A 17437-nucleotide genomic window follows, 5' to 3' on the forward strand; every position below is an offset into this window, starting at 1 on the left:
CATCCGCCATAACCGGGTGGCTTTTCTGTTTATAATCATTTTGCTTTATGAAAAAGATAATTTTATTACTACTTACAACAGCCATTGTGGCCCAGCTAAATGCACAAAGCACTAAAACCAAAAATGTAGTTATTGTTACGCTCGATGGTTTTCGCTGGCAGGAACTTTACCGTGGTGCTGATTCAACATTGGTACATTCAAAATTTACCGATGATTCTGCAGCGGCTATTAAAAAATTCTGGGCACCAACCGCGCAGGATCGCCGTAAACGCTTAATGCCATTTTTGTGGTCGGTAATGGTGCAAAAAGGGCAGCTTTATGGCGACAGGGATTTAGGGAACAAGGACGAAGTAGCCAATCAATACCATTTCTCTTATCCCGGGTACAATGAAATATTTACAGGCTTCCCTGATGTAAGGATGAATACCAACGATGGTATAACCAACCCTAACATGAATATGCTGGAGTTTTTAAATAAACAAAAAGGGTTTGAGAACCAGGTTGCTGTTTTTTCATCGTGGGAGCGTTTTCCGCAGATATTAAATGTAAAGCGTTCGGGCCTGCTGGTTAATTCAGGGTATATGGATTTTACAGATCCAAAGGCTAATGATCGCTTAAAATTCCTGAATAAGATTCAGCACGAGGCACCACATTATTTAGGCGACTCCACCCGTATTGATTTTTTAACTTACGAGTTTGGGAAAGAGTATTTAAAGCAATATAAGCCTAAAGTACTATACATTGCTTTTGATGAAACTGATGATATGGCACATGCCGGTAACTATAATTTTTATTTAGACAGGGCAAATCAAGAGGATGGTTTTATAAAAGAATTGTGGCAATACCTGCAAACAGATCCTCAGTACAAAGATAAAACTACCCTTATAATTACCTGCGACCACGGTCGTGGTGATGTGCCGCTTGAAAAATGGCGCGATCATGGGTCGGATATTAAGAACTCCGAACAAACATGGTTTGCTGTAATTGGTCCGGATACCCCGGCGTCGGGCATTATAAAAACCCAAACTACAACCTACCACAAGCAATTGGCGCAAACTATTGCCACTTTGTTAGGCTATGATTTTAAAGCCGCAGCAGGGCATGAGGTTGGCCAGGCAATAAGCACTGTAATGGGTAAATAACTGGTAAAAATTAAAACTGCGTACCATGAAATTTATATTCATTATTCCTTTTTTATACCTGCTTTTTCCGCAAGGCGATTATCAGCCTAACCCTGTTCCAAAGGCAAGGCATAAATTTATAGTGATTGCCCACCGTGGCGATCATACCATTTATCCGGAAAATACTTTAGAAGGGTATGCACAGGCCATTAAGAATGGTGCTGATTATATTGAGATAGACCTGCGCACCACCAGCGACGGTAAATTAGTAAGCATGCATGATGCCAGCGTGAACCGCATGACCAACGGTAAGGGACAAATTAAGGACCTGACCTTTGAACAAGTAGAAAACCTAAAGATCAGTAATAAACACAAAGCAGATTCATCGGCTACCTATCATGTACCGACATTTGAACAGATCTTAACGTTGTGTAAGGGAAAAATTTATATCTACATAGATTTTAAAGAGGCCGATGCAACAGCCACCTATACCATGCTTAAACAATACCACATGGAAAATGAGGTGCTGGTTTATATTAACAAAGCATCGCAAATTACCGATTGGCGCAAAACCTACCCAAAAATGCCGCTAATGCTGAGCTTGCCTGATAGTGTTAAAAGCGTTGAGACCATGCATGCTTTTATTAATACCTATCATCCCGATGTGCTTGATGGAGGCTATAAAGAATATGATAGCAAAATGGTTGCATTTGCGCATACCATTAATATGCCTGTATGGCCCGATGTACAGGGCCCGCAGGAAAGTCCGCAAGTGTGGGATACCGCAATTGCATTAGGGCTTAAAGGGATGCAAACCGATAACCCGCCTGTATTGGTAAAGTACCTGGCGCAAAAAGGGTTGCGGTAGCCCGAATCTTCCTTTTATAAGGCAAATGTTTACGCTGGTTAAAACTGCGTAAACATTTGCTTTTTTAACGATTTTTATATTTTGTTTTGCGGATACTTTTATTGTAACTTTATTGTTATAATACTAATAAAGGCTGGTTATCTCAAAGCCCCCCTTTATAACAAAACCAATAAATAAATCTAAAAAAGGAGGTTGTATGAACCTGGTTCACAAAATTGAAAATTGGGGAGATAGCCATCATCCCTGGTTCCTTGATATTGTCCGTATTTCCCTTGGTATATTTTTGCTTTTAAAGGGTATTAATTTTATGGATAATACCGCTTACCTGCGTGGTATGATTGAAGATCAGTCGGCAGTTCAAATTTCTTCGGGCATGTTAATGGTAATAGTCTACTATGTCACGTTTGCGCACATGGTTGGCGGTATATTAATAGCTTTAGGAACCTTAACCAGGCTTGCATCAATTATACAGATCCCTATTGTATTGGGTGCCGTATTTTTAACCGGTATTTTTCAGGATCCTATCAACTCAATGGTATGGCCATCAGTAACCGCATTGGTTTTGTTGGTTATATTTACCATAATTGGCTCAGGCCCATTATCGCTCGATAAATATTTTGCAGAAGAATAGTTTTTTTTATAAAAAGTGAGTAGTTAACAGCCTGCAGTTTTTGCTGCAGGCTGTTTTTATTATCAGGCTTATTAATATTCGGCCATTTCCTCATCCACATAGCACCATAACCAGCGTTCGCCGGGTTCGGCAGATATGGCTACCGGGTGCCCTTCAGCATGCGAGTGCTTGCTCATGTGCATATTTGGCGAGCTATCGCAACACAAAGTAGCGCCACAGGTTTGGCAGGTACGCAGGTGCATCCAGCTATCATGGGTTTTTATGCACTCTTCACAAATGTAATCTTTAGGATGCTTTATGCTTTTAATTGCGGCAAGGTGTTTGCAAACTTCGTCTTCCATAGTATTTTATGTTGTTTAATTTTAAAAGTACTATACCTCGGCAAGGTACTTGTGCACAAAACTAATAGCCATTGAACCCTCCCCAACGGCCGATGCTACCCGGTTCATGGCACCTGCACGTACATCGCCTGCGGCAAAAATACCGGTACAGCTGGTTTCTAACAAAAAGGGATCGCGTTTTTGCTTCCATATTTTGCTAAATTCAGCATATCTTCTTAATTCGCGGCCGGTTTCAATAAAGCCTTTTTCATCTTTCAAAATATCAAGCTTCAGCCAGTCGGTATAAGGTTTGGCACCAATAAAAATATAAAGGGCAGCCGCCGGTTTAACAACGGTTTCTTTTGTTTTTACGTTGATGAGCGTTAGTTTCTCCAGGCAATTGTTACCCTGAGCTTCCACAATTTCTGTATCTGCCAAAACATGAATATTGGGCAGGTTGGCAATTTGCTGTATCAGGTAGGCCGACATGGTATAACTCAGGCTATCCCTGCGGATAATGATATATACGTTGGCTGCAAATTTTGAAAGGTATACCGCTGCCTGCCCCGCCGAGTTTCCGCCGCCGATAACATATACCTCCTGGCCCTTGCAGGCAGTGGCTTCGGTAGTTGCAGCGCCGTAATAAATACCTGCGCCGGTATAATTTTCAACCCCTTTAACGTCAAGTTTGCGGTAATCAACACCTGTAGTAATTACTACGGTGCGGCTCACTATTTCGGGCCCGTCATCAAGTATAATGGTTTTATAACCGTCCTTTTGTTTGATATCATTTACGGCTTGCGGCGATAAAAATTCGGCACCTAAACGCATAGCCTGGCTAATGGCACGCCTTGTCAGGTCGGCACCGCTCAGGCCTGCCGGGAAACCCAGGTAATTCTCAATTCTTGAGCTGGTGCCTGCCTGCCCACCCGGAGCCTTGCGCTCAATCAACAGCGTTTTTAAACCTTCTGATGCGCCATAAACCGCTGCTGCCAATCCTGCCGGGCCGGCGCCAATTATCACCACATCATAAATATCATTCGTGATCTGCGGGTTGGTGCCTGTTTTTTCGGCTATAGCTTTAATAGTAGGTTTGGTTAACGTAGTACCATCGTTAAAAACCATAAAGGGCAATTGATCGCGGGTAACGTTATTGAGCTCCAAAACGCCTTTGGCATCCGGATTTTTTTCAATATCCAGCCACCAGTAAGGGATCAGGTTGCTGGCCAGGTAATCCTTAACGGTATGTGATTCGGGCGAGAATTGGTAGCCCACTACTTTTATGCCTTTAAAGTCGGGGATATAATCATTCTGCCAGTCATCTAACAGGTCATTTAATACCGGGTAAAGTTTTTCCTCGGGCGGATCCCAGGGTTTCATCAGGTAATAATCAAGCTGTACATCATTGATAGCTTTAATGGCAGCTTCGGTATCAGAATATGCAGTAAGTAAAACTCTTTTAGCTTTCGGAAATATCTTTATTGCTTTCTCTAAAAAGGCAACGCCTTCCATTTCGGGCATGCGCTGGTCGCAAACAAACATGGCAACCACGTCCGAACTATTTTTCAGATCGGTAAGGCCCTCCAGCGCTTCAATTGCTGATGTGGTATTGATGATCCTGTACTCCTTGCCATACATTGTTTTAAGGTCGCGGCTTATTGCACGCAACACTTGCGGATCATCATCAATTGTAAATATTATGGGTTTTTCCATGGTGTAGGTAGTATGGCTTAGTTAACAGTGTAAAAATAAAAAGGATTTAACCATTAATAAGGAAACAAACAATAAATTCTGTGTGTCCCGGCACAGATTTTACCTTTATTGAGCCCTTGTGCTGCTTAACAATTCGATGAACAACCTCAAGGCCCATCCCGGTTCCTTTTCCTATTTCCTTAGTTGTAAAAAACGGGTCAAAGATCCTCGAAATTATATCAGCAGCTATACCCGGCCCATCGTCCATAATGGTTACCTGTACAAATTCGCGGTCGCGCTCAGTTTTTATGGTAAGTGTCCCTTTTTTATTAGGCTCCATAGCATCAAGCGCGTTATCAATCAAATTGGTCCATACCTGGTTAAGTTCGCCAATAAGCGCTTTTACCGGTGGCAGTGTGCTGTCAAACTCTTCAACCAATGTAATATTGCCCTTTTTTAATTTATAGCCCAGCATAGTAATGGTATTACGTATGCCTATGTGGATATCGGCAAACTGCTTATCAGCTCCGCGGTCCATGTGGGTAAAGGTTTTAACAGATTTTACCAGATCGGCAATGCGGCGGGATGACTCCTGGATATCCTCTACCATTTTTTCGGTCACTAAAAGGCTGCTTACCCAATTTATAACCGGCGATAAATAAACTGCCGGGATATTTTTTTTAAAGGTTTCAAAATTTTCAATGCCAAAGTTAAAGTCAACAAAGGTTTCGGCTATGTCATAGCATCCTTCAACATTGTTTGCTTCCAGCCAGTCGGTAATTTCACTTTCAAACCTGGTTTTCTCTTTAAGTGTTAGGTGGGGCCTGTCCTTTGCCAGTAAAACCTTAAACAGCTCATCGTTTATCAGGTCAACCTGTGCTTCATCCATTTTTATGGCAATCACCTTTTTAAAGGTTTGCGGTTCCAGGCGTAAATGCTCACGCAAGGATACCGAGTCGCGTACAATGGCTGATGCCGGGTTGTTCAGCTCATGCGTAAGGCCTGCTGATAGTTTACCCAATGCCATCATCTTTTCGTTTTGCTGCTGCAAGGCGGTAAACTCACGCACCCTGTTGCTCATTACATGTACCAGGGCCTGGGTAAGTTCAAACTGGTCCCTTATCATTACCCTGATCTTTTCGGTTGGATAAGTTAAAATCTGCACATCACTCTTCGCCTTCATGTATACAGTAGCATATTTACCCCGCGAAAAAGGCAGATAGCCTGTTATTTCGCCGGTGCTGAATTCACCCAGCTCGCGTTTGCTGCCGTTCATTACAATATAGGCCATCAATAAACCATCAATAATAAAGTGCGGGCCCGACATTGGCAGCTCGGGCGAAACAAATAATGTTCCTTCGGCTATAACACGTTCTTCGCTATTGTCAATCAGCCATTGCAGCTGTTCGTCCGGAACATTTTTCAGCGCCTCAAAGGTTTTTAATATGGAAACGTTAACTGGTTGCATATATTTAAATGTAACTATTATTCTTTACTTTTAAGCAAGATTAAGGGGCCGCAGGTTATATTACTGCCATAAAACAGCTAATTCTCTATTGCTCAATGGTTCAATGAAATCAGTATAAAAATGCAAGTTAAAAATCAAAACGACGGTAAGAAGGGCGTCTTTTTTATGGAAGATGACAATAAAGAGATAGCATTGATGCATTATGTAATGGCAGGGCCCGCTAAAATGGTAATTGACCATACAGAGGTTAATGAGGCCTACGGCGGCAGGGGCTTAGGCAAGCAATTGGTTAAAACCGGGGTTGAATATGCCCGCGAGCACCAGCTAAAAATTTTACCGCTTTGCCCTTTTGCCAAAAAGATGTTTGATACCACCCCCGAATTTGCCGACGTGCTTTTTTAAACTAAAACATTATGGAATATTTATTACAGCAGCCTGTAAAGGCTTTTATTGGTACCGAAAAGTATAAATGTACTGTTGAGTGGCGCAATGGTAAATTTATTAGCGATGAACCCGAAGTTTTGGGTGGTAAAGACCTTGGTCCTGATCCTTACACCTTGTTCATCTCTTCGTTAGCGGCTTGTACACTGGCAACCCTGCGTATGTATATTGACCGCAAGGGCTGGGATATACCCAATATAGCAATAGCAGTTAACCTTTATTTTAAGTTAGAAGAGGATAAAAAGATAACCGTTATTGACCGCGACCTTAATTTTTTGTCGCCGGTAACAGATGAGCAGCGCGAGCGCCTGATCCAGATTGCCCAGGCCTGCCCCATATCAAAAATAATGGAGGGCGAAATACAGATCCGCACCTTTGCCTACAGTAATAGCGGCCAGGAGAATACGCATACTTATAAAAATAATGGTATTAGCGTGCTTTGGAAGCCGGAGCTTTGCCGGCATGCGGCACGTTGCGCCACGCAATTGCCAACGGTATTTAACCCAGCTGCAAAGCCATGGGTAAATATGGAGGGAGCAACAAGTAAAGAGATAACCGAACAGGTAGCCCGGTGCCCAACCGGCGCTTTAAGTATAGCTAAATAACAAAAAAAGGGAAGCCCAAAGCATCCCTTTTTTAATTTCCTAACTGTGTATATTACCGGTAATTAGATAGCTCTCTTTTTTGAAGGAACTAAAGGTAAAATAATAGCGGCTAATAATAATGCAAATTCTGCTACAACTAACATGTCTTTGTGATTTAAGTGATTGTTATTTAATATTTTTTGTGAGATTCACTATCCTAATTGCTTACTGACAGCACTCTTTCTCACAGGCTTATCGTCACAAAATATGCCAGTGTTGTAAAATACTTTTTAGCGCAAAAAGCTCAAAAAGATAAAATCATTAATTTTTTCAATTCACTTAAAAATTCGGTCTAAACTTAAAAAACAGGGTGTTTTTTAAGTTTGAAACCAAAAATTATATGCTTTTATTGAATTTTACCCCTTAATTTTTTTGGAAAACAGTTTAAGCCCTCAAAAAAGCATGACAAATTGCACTTTGATCGTTTGGGTTAAAAAAAAGTAAACCTGATTAATGGACATTATCTGTTGCCACAATTAATATACACCAATTTCCCTTTATATGTAAAAAATAAAGTTGTTTTTGGTTTTTGAAATTGAATTAGCCTTTAAATGTTTAAAATTGCCAATTTGGCACATAGTATGACAATCGGTTGTTTTGGCAGTAAAATCAATAGCGTAAAAGCTGACAATGTTTATAATATGGCGTAATCACAGGCACTTTAAATAATTAGTGCTAAAAAAACAGGTATGCCAAAATATTTAGTGGTCGTTATGAATATCCTGAAATCTTAATTAAAAATAAAGCTTCTTCAAACTTATTGATAAGTTCATCCTACGTTAATTATTTAACGTATATATAAGGTATTATTACTATATTTAAGAACTACGATAAATTATTATAAAATATTAACAGAGGAGAAATTACCAATCAATTTTTATAGTAAAACGGTGGGATAGGCAAACTTAAACTTTATACAGCATGGGTACAGATAAAGGAGCTAAAGAACTGCTGCTCGCAAATAAGCAGCTTGTTTTTCAAAATGAAGTTAAAGAGAAGCGGGCCGCCGAATTGCTTACAGTAAATAAAGAATTGATTTTTCAGAATAAGGAAAGGGCAGACCGCGCCGCCGAACTGATAGTAGCCAACTTAGAACTCGAATTTCAAAACAAAGAAAAGGAAAAGCGCGCTGCCGAACTGAAAGTTGCTAATGTTGAACTGGCTTATCAGAACAAAGAAAAAGAAAAAAGAGCATCTGAGTTAATTGTAGCCAATAAAGAGCTCATCTTTCAAAACGGGGAAAAGGAAAAACGCGCTGCCGAACTAATAGTTGCTAACGATGAACTTGCTTATCAAAACAAAGAAAAGGAAAAGCGTGCCGCTGAATTAGCAATAGCTAATGTTGAGCTTGCTTTTCAAAATAAAGAGAAAGAAAAACGTGCCGCTGAATTGGCAACAGCAAACGTTGAGCTTTTATTTCAAAATAAAGAGAAGGAAAAACGCGCCGCCGAATTAGCAACAGCAAACGTTGAGCTTGCTTATCAAAACGATGAAAAACAAAAGCATAAGGAAAAGTTAACCCAGGCTTATGATGAGCTGAAAAAAACCCAGACGTTTTTGAAGGAGCATATTAAGGAGTTGGAGGAGATGATGTTTATCACTTCGCATAAAGTAAGGCAGCCTGTAGCCAATATTCTGGGCCTTACCGGTATCCTTACAGATTTTATACACTCGCCGCTGCAACTTAAAAGATTAGTAGGCTACCTGAAAGTATCGGCTATTTCATTAGATGACTTTACCAAGGAGCTAACCACTTTTATCGGCAATCTTGAACAAAAAGCCAAAAACAAAATAATATCCGGTGATAAAGATCCCTCGCAGGGTTAATTAAATTGTTTTTACCGCTCCAACAGCCATTACCACGGCAATAAATATAATAAGTATTTGCAACCATGTTCTTTGAGTTGCAGGTTGTGCTATCCGCAGGCTAATAATCAGGGCTCCAACTATCGGGATACCGCCCCTAACAAATAAATGATGCGTTATAAAACCTAATCCCCCTAAAATAAAGCACAACATGAGCGCAATGCATACAATTTTATAAGCAATGTTGTTTAGCCTGTTTAAATCCATAGCGGGGTTAAGTTTAAATGCAGGCTAATATACGTTATTGCGGTTGTGCTTTCGTCCGTCAAAACCCTGCTTTTGTCTGTATATTCTCATTCCTTATCTATTATTGTTTTTAGTTATTATTTATATATTTACTTTTAATTGTGTCAAACAAACACAATGGTTTAATCACCATATTCTCTATAATAAACCTATAAACGGCTCTGTTCTGTTTAAAAAACTTACTGTACTTATAATTATGAAGAAAAACTTAAATGTTAACACTATCCTGTGTTTGTCAGGGGCATCGTTCCTTGTGGTAATGCTGGCATCCATGTCGGCAGGTACAGGAATCAAATCATCAAAACGTTGGGCTGCTGTAAGTGCCGATAGCACCGGCATCACGTTAGTAAAAAATACTAACGGGCCAACCCTTGGTTATTCGGCAAGCTCGGGCGTTAAAATATTAACGGTTGATGGTTTGGCATTTAAGGATCTGAATAAAAACGGTAAGCTGGATAAATACGAAGACTGGCGCCTGCCGGTTGATGAGCGTGCAAAAGACCTGGCATCAAAAATGTCGGTTGATCAGATTGCCGGCTTAATGCTGTACAGTATTCACCAGGCCATCCCGGGTTTAGCCGGGCCATTTGGCAAGGGAACTTATAACGGTAAGTTTTTTAAAGATGGCGGGATTGATCCATCATGGGTAACAGACCAGCAAAAGGATTTTTTAATTAAAGATAATTTACGGCACGTTTTAGTTACTACGGTTCAAAGCCCGGAGGTAGCTGCTAAGTGGAACAATAATGTACAGGCACTGGTTGAAGGTGCAGGTCTGGGTATCCCGGCTAACAATAGTTCTGATCCGCGCCACAGTGCATTTTCGGGCGTGGAATACACCGCAGGTGCAGGCGGTAAAATTTCGCAATGGCCAGATCAGTTGGGCCTTGCCGCTACGTTTGATCCTGATGTTATACAACAGTTTGGATCAATCGCGGCCATGGAATACCGGGCCCTGGGCATCACCACAGCCTTATCACCACAAATAGATTTAGGATCAGAACCACGCTGGGTACGTATAAACGGTACTTTTGGCGATGACCCGCAGTTAGATGCCGATATGGCCCGTGCCTACATTGATGGCTTTCAAACCTCAACAGGCAGCAGCGAAATTACAGAAGGCTGGGGTTATCACAGTGTTAACGCCATGATGAAACACTGGCCGGGCGGCGGCCCCGAAGAGGGTGGGCGCGATGCGCATTATGCCTACGGTAAATACGCCGTATACCCGGGCAATAACTTTGATGAGCATTTGGTATCGTTTGTTGATGGTGGCTTAAAACTATCGGGCAAAACAAAAATGGTATCGGCAGTAATGCCATATTATACCATATCATACGGCAGGGATGTAAAAAATAAAGAGAACGATGGCAACAGCTACAGCAAATATTTAATAACCGATTTGCTGCGTAAAAAATATGGTTTTGACGGTGTGGTTTGTACCGATTGGCTGGTAACTGCCGATGAAGCTAAAACACCCGATGTTTTTTTAGGTGGAAAATCATGGGGAATGGAGGATAAGACCATTGCCGAACGCCATTATAAAATACTGATGGCCGGGGTTGACCAGTTTGGGGGCAATAACGATGCCGCCCCGGTTATGGAAGCTTATAAAATGGGCATCAAAGAGCATGGCGAAGCATTTATGCGTGCCCGGTTTGAGCAATCGGCAGTGCGGTTGTTAAAAAATATTTTCAGGGTTGGTTTATTTGAGAATCCTTATTTAGATGTTGAAGTGTCTAAACAAACCGTGGGTAATCCCGGGTTTATGACAGCCGGTTACAATGCACAGCTAAAATCAATAGTGATGCTAAAAAACCAGGCTAATGTGCTGCCGCTGCAAAAAGGAAAAACAGTTTATGTGCCTAAAAAATATACCCCAGCCAGCAAAAGCATTTTTGGCGATGTATCGGCCGAGAAGTATGAGGATGCAGTTAACCCCGAACTGCTGAAAAAGTATTTTACGGTTACGGATGATCCATCAAAGGCTGATTATGCCATTGTATTTGTAAGCAGTCCTAACGGCGGCGCAGGTTTTGACCTTGACGAAACTAAAAAAGGCGGTAACGGTTATCAGCCAATAACCTTACAATATGATACCTACACGGCTACCGAGGCAAGGCCGCACAGTATTGCAGCGGGCGACCCAACCGAACCGGGCGTAACCAACCGTACCTATAAAGATAAAAGCATCAGGGCATCAAACTACCAGGATCTTAAAACCATCCGCGAAACCAAGGCGGCCATGAAGGGTAAGCCCGTTATTGTTGCCATGTCCCTTTCAAAGCCTGCTGTACCTGCCGAGTTTGAAAAGGATGCCAATGCCATTATAACCAGCTTTGGTGTGCAAAACCAGGCCATATTGGATATTTTAACCGGTGTGGCTGAGCCATCAGGTTTATTGCCATTCCAGATGCCTGCCAATATGCAAACGGTTGAACTGCAGGATGAGGATATTTCGCATGATATGCTTTGTTATACCGATGCTGCTGGGCATACCTATGATTTTGGTTTCGGCATGAACTGGAAAGGGGTGATACACGATACCCGTACCGAAAAATATGCAGACCGGATTGCAAAGCCTATCATCAGCATAAACGGGAATACGGCTACTATTACAAGCCCTACGGCAGGTACCAAAGTATACTACACAACAAATGGCGTAACACCTGCGTTTGTTGATGAAAATGAATATTCAAAGCCATTTACCATAAGCAAAGGCATAACTATAAAGGCCATTGCCAAAAAATATGGGGTTGATAACAGCAGTATTGTTTACTACGAGGTTAGGAAGTAAAGCCTCTGTTTATTAATCGAAACATAAAAGTATGATTAAAGCATTTGTAACGTGCCTGCTTTTAGCAGCAACAACCAACACCACTTTTGCCCAAAGTGATATAGGGCATTGGCAGCTTGTTAAAACAAAAAACAAAATAGGTGCCCGCAGCGAGTGCAGCCTGGTTGCTGTTGAAGGTAAGCTATACCTTATAGGTGGCGATGGCCCGGCAGAACCCGTAGACGTTTATGACCCCAAAACTTTAACCTGGACAAAAAAAGCGATGGCTCCTGTTGTTATGCACCATTTGCAAGCCGTTGGGCTTGACAATAAGGTTTATGTGCTTGATGCCTTTTTTGATGGAAACTTTCCATCGCAAACGCCTATGCCCAATGTTTACAGTTATGATACCAAACTGGATACATGGAATAAGTTAGCCGAAATACCTGCCGACCGCAGGCGGGCCGGGGCTGGCGAAGCGGTTTATAATGGCAAGTTGTATTTGGTTTGTGGTATTACGCATGGCCATAGCAGTGGTACCAACAGTATGTTTGATGAATATGACCCTGCAACCAATACCTGGACCTCGTTGCCTGATGCACCGCACATTCGTGATCATAGCATGGCGGTGGTGGTTGGAGATAAGCTTTACTCAGTTGGTGGTCGTAATACCAGTTACCGCGATCCAAACAACGTGATCCCGTTTTTCAGGCAGGTAATGCTCGATGTGGATTGCTATGATTTTAAAACCGGTAAATGGAGCACCCTTGCAGCCAAATTACCTATGGGTACCGGCGGCGGAACAGCTGTTAACTTAGATAACAAGATCTATTACATAGGTGGCGAAAGGGCTACCGATACTACACCCAACGGCCCGCAAAAAGATGTTTATTATTTAGACCCTGCTAAGGATAACGAATGGACCAAAGCTGCTGATTTAAATATCGCCCGTAATGGTGTTGGCGGTACGGTGCTTGATCATAAAATATATATTGCCGGGGGTGCTGGTGGTGGCCAGGGTGGTCCGCCGCCAAATGGTAAACCAGGTATGCAGGGCCCGCCTCCGGGTGGTAACCCGCCTAATGGAGGTGCTCTAAACGGTGGCACGCCAATGGGTCCTCCGCCAGGGCAAAGGCCGGGCGGCAACGGCGGCGGTGACATTTCGCTCGAAGTATTTATCTTAAAGTAACAGATTTATAGTTCAACAAAAAACCCGTCAGGATTTTCCGCCGGGTTTTTTGTTGAACTATAAATACCGCTTATTGCTGTATTGGTTTACCACCGTACGTGGCTGATTTTAATATCTTTTCGGCAATGGTAACTGCTGCAGGCGATAGCGGTGCATAGTTTAAGTCATTACAGAATTTCTGGCCTTGGTGAGTGTTCCACCAAAGCAGTTTAATTACTTTTTGAGCTCTGTCCAATGTTCTGCCATTGTAGTTTTGCTCTTTATAGATCAAAGCCCAGGTAAAGCCGCTGATAGGGTAACCGTCTTTAGCATCGGTATTACTTAATGATACCTTGGCATCATCAGGCATAGTGATATTTCCTGCTGCGCTTGTTGATGCAACCGAAGGTGTGATGTAATTACCGCTCTTGTTTTTCAGATCGGCAAAGGTCATTTTATTTTGAATAGCGTATGATAGCTCAATGTAGCCAATAGCGCCAGGCGTTTGTTTAATTAAACCAGCAACACCCTCGTTACCTTTGCCACCTAAACCAACCGGCCAGTTAACTGCCGAACCTTTACCCGGTTTGGTGTTCCAGTCGCTGCTAACCTTTGAAAGGTAGGTAGTAAAAATATTGGTTGTTCCGCTGCCGTCTGATCGGTGTGCTATAAAAATAGCAGTTTCAGGTAATTTAATACCTGCGTTTATTTTCGCGATCTGCGGATCGTTCCATTTAGTGATCTTACCTAAAAATATATTAGCCAATACTTCTGGGTCAAGCTTTAAAGTACCTTTTACTTCGGGCAGGTTATAGCTGATAACTACCGCACCTGAACACATTGGGATGTGCAATACATCGGCACCCATTTTTTTTGCCTGATCATCGTTCAATGGCGCATCCGAATCACCAAAATCAATGGTTTTATTCGTAAGCTGTAATATACCGCCACCTGAACCGATTGACTGGTAATTAACTTTAATACCTGTTTGAGTATTGTATGCTGCAAACAGTTTTGAAAAAAGCGGGTAAACAAAAGTACTGCCTGCACCTAATAGTGTATTGGCATCACCGCCGGTTGTTGTTGGGGTAGTTTTGCTGGTGCTATCGCCGGTTGATTTTGAACCGCTGCCACCACAGCTTACAAGAGCTGATGTTGCTATCATTATGGCTGTGATAGCTAAGTGATTGATATTTAAAAATTTAAATTTCATTGTTGATGTTTTAAAATTCAACAACAAATAGACTGTTTAGTGTTGTCTTTAATATTATTATATTGTTAATAAATTGTAAAGTGACGTTACAAATAATTAACATGCCCCATTTTTACGCAGAAAAATAGACACAAGGGCTTTAATTTTGTCCTTTTCAGTAAAATATTAAATAATAAAAATTTTATCAAACTGATAAATTGCTTATCAATATGATAGCAATAACTTATTATTAAAATAAATTTCACGATGGTAATAATGCTTTATTGATAATTTGTAAGTAATATTTTGCCAGTATGAAATATTTTGGCATTGATTTAGCTTTGTATACGCTTGTAGCAGTGCGCCTTAATGCAAAACCGGGTAATATGATTTACCGTAGTTACCCGGTGTAGGCTTTGTTATAAGTTTATTTAGTACAAAAGTTATGGTAATTGATCTATTAAAAATCAGCGCCCTGATGGGCACAATTGTATTGCCTTTGTTTTTTCCAATGGAGAAAAAAATTAAGGCTATTAAAATACCTAAAAATCACAACGATACTTCCGAAGCTCATTATGCAATAAATGCACACGGTTATCTTGAAGAGATCCAGCATGACAGGCTATCCAGCCATGCTAACTAACAGGTAAAAAATACAGCCCTCCGCCAAAACGGGGGGCTTTTTGATTTTAAAAAGTATAGTTTTTACATAGAGTATATAACTCCCGTTGGCTAAGTGTTAAGGTTGTGTTTATAATCCTTTATTTGCTATAGCAATGTAAAATAGCCTTTACCGGCAACAATTATAGCATAAGCGTGTTTAAATGTTATAGTAATTGCCGCTACTTTTATATAAAACATAAACCACTATGAAAAATAAGGAATTAAGAAAAACGGCCAAAGCCCTTATGGCTGGCGATAAAGGTTTACTGGCTATGGACGAAAGTACCGAAACCTGTAACAAACGTTTTATTGCTGCCGGTATACCTACTACTATTGAATACCGCCGTGCATACCGCGAACTGATAGTTACTACTCCCGATTTAGGTAAATGCCTTAGCGGCGCCATTTTGTTTGATGAAACCATTTACCAGGCAACCAAGGATGGTGTTTTGTTTATTGATATTTTAAAAGATGCCGGTATTATACCGGGTATAAAGGTTGATGAAGGCACGGTTGATCTGGCTAACTTTCCCGGCGAAAAGGTAACGCTTGGTTTGGATAACCTGCGCGCCCGTTTAACTAAATATTACGAATTAGGTGCCCGCTTTGCCAAGTGGAGAGCGGTTATTAAAATAGATAAAGGCATCCCTACCAGGGGCAGCATTGAAACCAACATGCAGGATCTGGCTCGTTACGCTGCCTTATGCCAGGAAGCGGGTATAGTACCAATTGTGGAGCCCGAAGTATTGATGGATGGCGATCACAGCATAAAAAAATGCTTTAAAGTAACCGAAAAGGTATTACACACACTTTTTAAACAACTGGCCCTGCAACGGGTTGACCTGCGCGGGCTGATATTAAAGCCAAACATGGTATTGCCCGGTAACGAAAGTGAAAAGCAAGTGAGCGTTGATAAAGTGGCTAAGGCTACCGTAACCTGCCTGCTTAAAACCGTACCGGCAACCGTACCCGGAATAGCGTTTTTATCAGGCGGCCAATCGCCGGAGCTGGCTACGGCGCATTTAAATGCCATGCATGTTAAGTACGATAAAAAAATGCCCTGGGCGCTTACTTTCTCTTTTTCAAGAGCGATACAGCAACCAGCACTCGACATTTGGAAAGGTAAGGATGAAAATGTAAAAGCAGCCCAGAAACTTCTTTTTGAAAGAGCCAGTCTGGATAATATTGCCCGCAGGGGTAAGTATACTACTGATATGGAGAAAGAAGTAACCGCTTCCTGAAGTTAAAAAGCCGAAAGCCTTGAGCCTTACGGGATAGCCTGCGCGCATCCTGTTAAGGCTTATGGCCGTTGGCTTAAATTCAATATAAACCTGCCAAATGGATAATACACAACTGTACCCCTTAAAGTTTGAACCTATTTATCAATACCGTATATGGGGCGGACGCAGGCTTAATAACCTTTTAGATAAACCGCTGCCTCCGCATGATCCGATTGGCGAAGCCTGGATTTTGAGCGATAGGGACGATCATCCCAGCAAAGTAACCAACGGTAAGCTTAAAGGAAAAACCATAACTGAACTTTTTGCGCTATCTCCCGAAAAAATGATGGGTAAACATTCCGCTAAGTTTAAGCGTTTTCCTTTACTGCTTAAGTTTTTGGATTGCCAGCAAGTATTATCTGTACAGGTGCATCCATCTGATGGGTTGAAGAAATACATCCCCAAAGGCGAAAATGGTAAAACCGAAGCCTGGGTTGTGCTGGAAACCGGCCGTGATGCAAAAATATATGCCGGGCTAAAACCAGGTACTACCAAACAAAGTTTAAAAGCGGCACTGGATAAAAATGAGGTGGCCGATGACCTGGCCAGTTTTAAACCTAAAGTTGGCGACAGCGTATTGATAGAAGCCGGAACGGTACATACATTGGGCGATGTAGTAGTTTTTGAGGTGCAGGAAAACAGCGATGTTACTTACCGCCTTTATGACTGGGACCGCATTGACGAAAAAACGGGCAAACCCCGCGATTTGCAGGTACCGGAAGCGCTGGCCTGTATTGATTTTGATAAGGTAGATATTGGCCCGGTTATTCCCGTGGTAAAAAGCAATGAGCCTGTACTGCGCGAGCTTGTTATTGAAAATGAACATTTTTGCTTGTGGCGCTTAACCGGCGAATATCCATTTATGGTGGGCAAAGACAAAACCCCAAGGGTGTTGGTTTGTATAGATGGCGAAGGAGAAGTTGAATACAACAGCGAATTATATCACCTGGCTAAAGGCGAGGTAATGCTGCTGCCTGCAACAACCGGTGCATGCCCTTTTGTGCCGATAGGGGAGGTTATACTATTAGAGCTTGCCCTGCCCGAAATGTAAAAATGTTATA

16 protein-coding genes are annotated in these 17437 nt (G+C 41.8%); 11 read left to right on the forward strand and 5 right to left on the reverse strand.

All coding sequences use genetic code 11. The annotated features are described in order from the left end of the window. Window positions 1-47 precede the first annotated feature (47 nt). The 3 genes from ACQY4U_RS13760 to ACQY4U_RS13770 all read left to right on the forward strand — a co-directional run bounded on the left by ACQY4U_RS13760 (window position 48) and on the right by ACQY4U_RS13770 (window position 2620). On the forward strand, window positions 48-1142 hold the full coding sequence (locus tag ACQY4U_RS13760) for an alkaline phosphatase family protein (protein ID WP_428330015.1): 1095 nt from the start codon (window positions 48-50) through the stop codon (window positions 1140-1142). Window positions 1143-1167: 25 nt separating this feature from the next. After that, the gene (locus ACQY4U_RS13765) at window positions 1168-1989 is read left to right on the forward strand and encodes a glycerophosphodiester phosphodiesterase (RefSeq protein ID WP_428330016.1); all 822 of its coding nucleotides are present in this window, start codon (window positions 1168-1170) and stop codon (window positions 1987-1989) included. A 196-nt stretch (window positions 1990-2185) separates the two neighbouring features. After that, entirely contained in the window at window positions 2186-2620 is a 435-nt protein-coding gene (locus ACQY4U_RS13770; RefSeq protein WP_428330017.1) for a DoxX family protein, read from the forward strand. A gap of 71 nt (window positions 2621-2691) precedes the next feature. On the opposite strand, the gene ACQY4U_RS13775 is transcribed toward ACQY4U_RS13770, so the two are convergent. Genes ACQY4U_RS13775 through ACQY4U_RS13785 form a run of 3 tightly spaced genes read right to left on the reverse strand, consistent with a single transcriptional unit; the run spans window position 2692 to window position 6100 of the window. Then, entirely contained in the window at window positions 2692-2961 is a 270-nt protein-coding gene (locus ACQY4U_RS13775) for a UBP-type zinc finger domain-containing protein (RefSeq protein ID WP_428330018.1), read from the reverse strand. 30 nt (window positions 2962-2991) lie between these two features. Continuing rightward, entirely contained in the window at window positions 2992-4653 is a 1662-nt protein-coding gene (locus tag ACQY4U_RS13780) for an FAD-dependent oxidoreductase (RefSeq protein ID WP_428330019.1), read from the reverse strand. Window positions 4654-4699: 46 nt separating this feature from the next. Beyond that, window positions 4700-6100, reverse strand: a complete 1401-nt coding sequence (locus ACQY4U_RS13785) for an ATP-binding protein (protein WP_428330020.1) — start codon at window positions 6098-6100, stop codon at window positions 4700-4702. Window positions 6101-6220: 120 nt separating this feature from the next. On the opposite strand from ACQY4U_RS13785, the gene ACQY4U_RS13790 reads away from it, so the two are divergent. From ACQY4U_RS13790 to ACQY4U_RS13800, 3 genes are all read left to right on the forward strand, one after another. Next, on the forward strand, window positions 6221-6502 hold the full coding sequence (locus tag ACQY4U_RS13790) for a GNAT family N-acetyltransferase (protein WP_428330021.1): 282 nt from the start codon (window positions 6221-6223) through the stop codon (window positions 6500-6502). 11 nt (window positions 6503-6513) lie between these two features. Next, window positions 6514-7146 (forward strand): (4Fe-4S)-binding protein, encoded by a 633-nt coding sequence (locus ACQY4U_RS13795; RefSeq protein ID WP_428330022.1) that lies wholly within the window; start codon window positions 6514-6516, stop codon window positions 7144-7146. 960 nt (window positions 7147-8106) lie between these two features. Next, window positions 8107-9012: a diguanylate cyclase gene (locus tag ACQY4U_RS13800; RefSeq protein WP_428330023.1), complete on the forward strand. Its 906-nt coding sequence runs from the start codon at window positions 8107-8109 to the stop codon at window positions 9010-9012. Here ACQY4U_RS13800 and ACQY4U_RS13805 read toward each other — a convergent pair whose 3' ends face one another. Beyond that, the gene (locus ACQY4U_RS13805) at window positions 9013-9258 is read right to left on the reverse strand and encodes a hypothetical protein (protein ID WP_428330024.1); all 246 of its coding nucleotides are present in this window, start codon (window positions 9256-9258) and stop codon (window positions 9013-9015) included. It abuts the gene before it with no gap. Window positions 9259-9493: 235 nt separating this feature from the next. Here ACQY4U_RS13805 and ACQY4U_RS13810 point away from each other — a divergent pair, with 235 nt between their 5' ends. Together ACQY4U_RS13810 and ACQY4U_RS13815 are read left to right on the forward strand one after the other, a co-directional pair. Then, window positions 9494-12094, forward strand: coding sequence for a glycoside hydrolase family 3 N-terminal domain-containing protein (locus ACQY4U_RS13810; protein WP_428330025.1), 2601 nt, complete (start codon window positions 9494-9496; stop codon window positions 12092-12094). Between the two features lie 31 nt (window positions 12095-12125). Continuing rightward, window positions 12126-13262 carry a Kelch repeat-containing protein gene (locus tag ACQY4U_RS13815; protein WP_428330026.1) on the forward strand — a complete coding sequence of 379 codons (1137 nt, stop codon included), beginning with the start codon at window positions 12126-12128 and terminating at the stop codon, window positions 13260-13262. Window positions 13263-13332: 70 nt separating this feature from the next. Here ACQY4U_RS13815 and pstS read toward each other — a convergent pair whose 3' ends face one another. Continuing rightward, complete coding sequence (gene pstS, locus ACQY4U_RS13820) at window positions 13333-14454, reverse strand: phosphate ABC transporter substrate-binding protein PstS (RefSeq protein WP_428330027.1); 1122 nt, start codon at window positions 14452-14454, stop codon at window positions 13333-13335. A 424-nt stretch (window positions 14455-14878) separates the two neighbouring features. Here pstS and ACQY4U_RS13825 point away from each other — a divergent pair, with 424 nt between their 5' ends. The 3 genes from ACQY4U_RS13825 (at window position 14879) to ACQY4U_RS13835 (ending at window position 17427) form a co-directional block, all read left to right on the forward strand. After that, a complete protein-coding gene (locus tag ACQY4U_RS13825; protein WP_428330028.1) occupies window positions 14879-15076 on the forward strand; it encodes a hypothetical protein in 198 nt (65 codons plus the stop codon). A 226-nt stretch (window positions 15077-15302) separates the two neighbouring features. Beyond that, window positions 15303-16337, forward strand: coding sequence for a class I fructose-bisphosphate aldolase (locus tag ACQY4U_RS13830; protein ID WP_428330029.1), 1035 nt, complete (start codon window positions 15303-15305; stop codon window positions 16335-16337). Window positions 16338-16434: 97 nt separating this feature from the next. Beyond that, complete coding sequence (locus ACQY4U_RS13835; RefSeq protein ID WP_428330030.1) at window positions 16435-17427, forward strand: type I phosphomannose isomerase catalytic subunit; 993 nt, start codon at window positions 16435-16437, stop codon at window positions 17425-17427. The last annotated feature ends 10 nt before the right edge of the window (window positions 17428-17437 follow it).

Source organism: Mucilaginibacter sp., from assembly GCF_965277465.1.
Lineage (GTDB): Bacteria > Bacteroidota > Bacteroidia > Sphingobacteriales > Sphingobacteriaceae > Mucilaginibacter.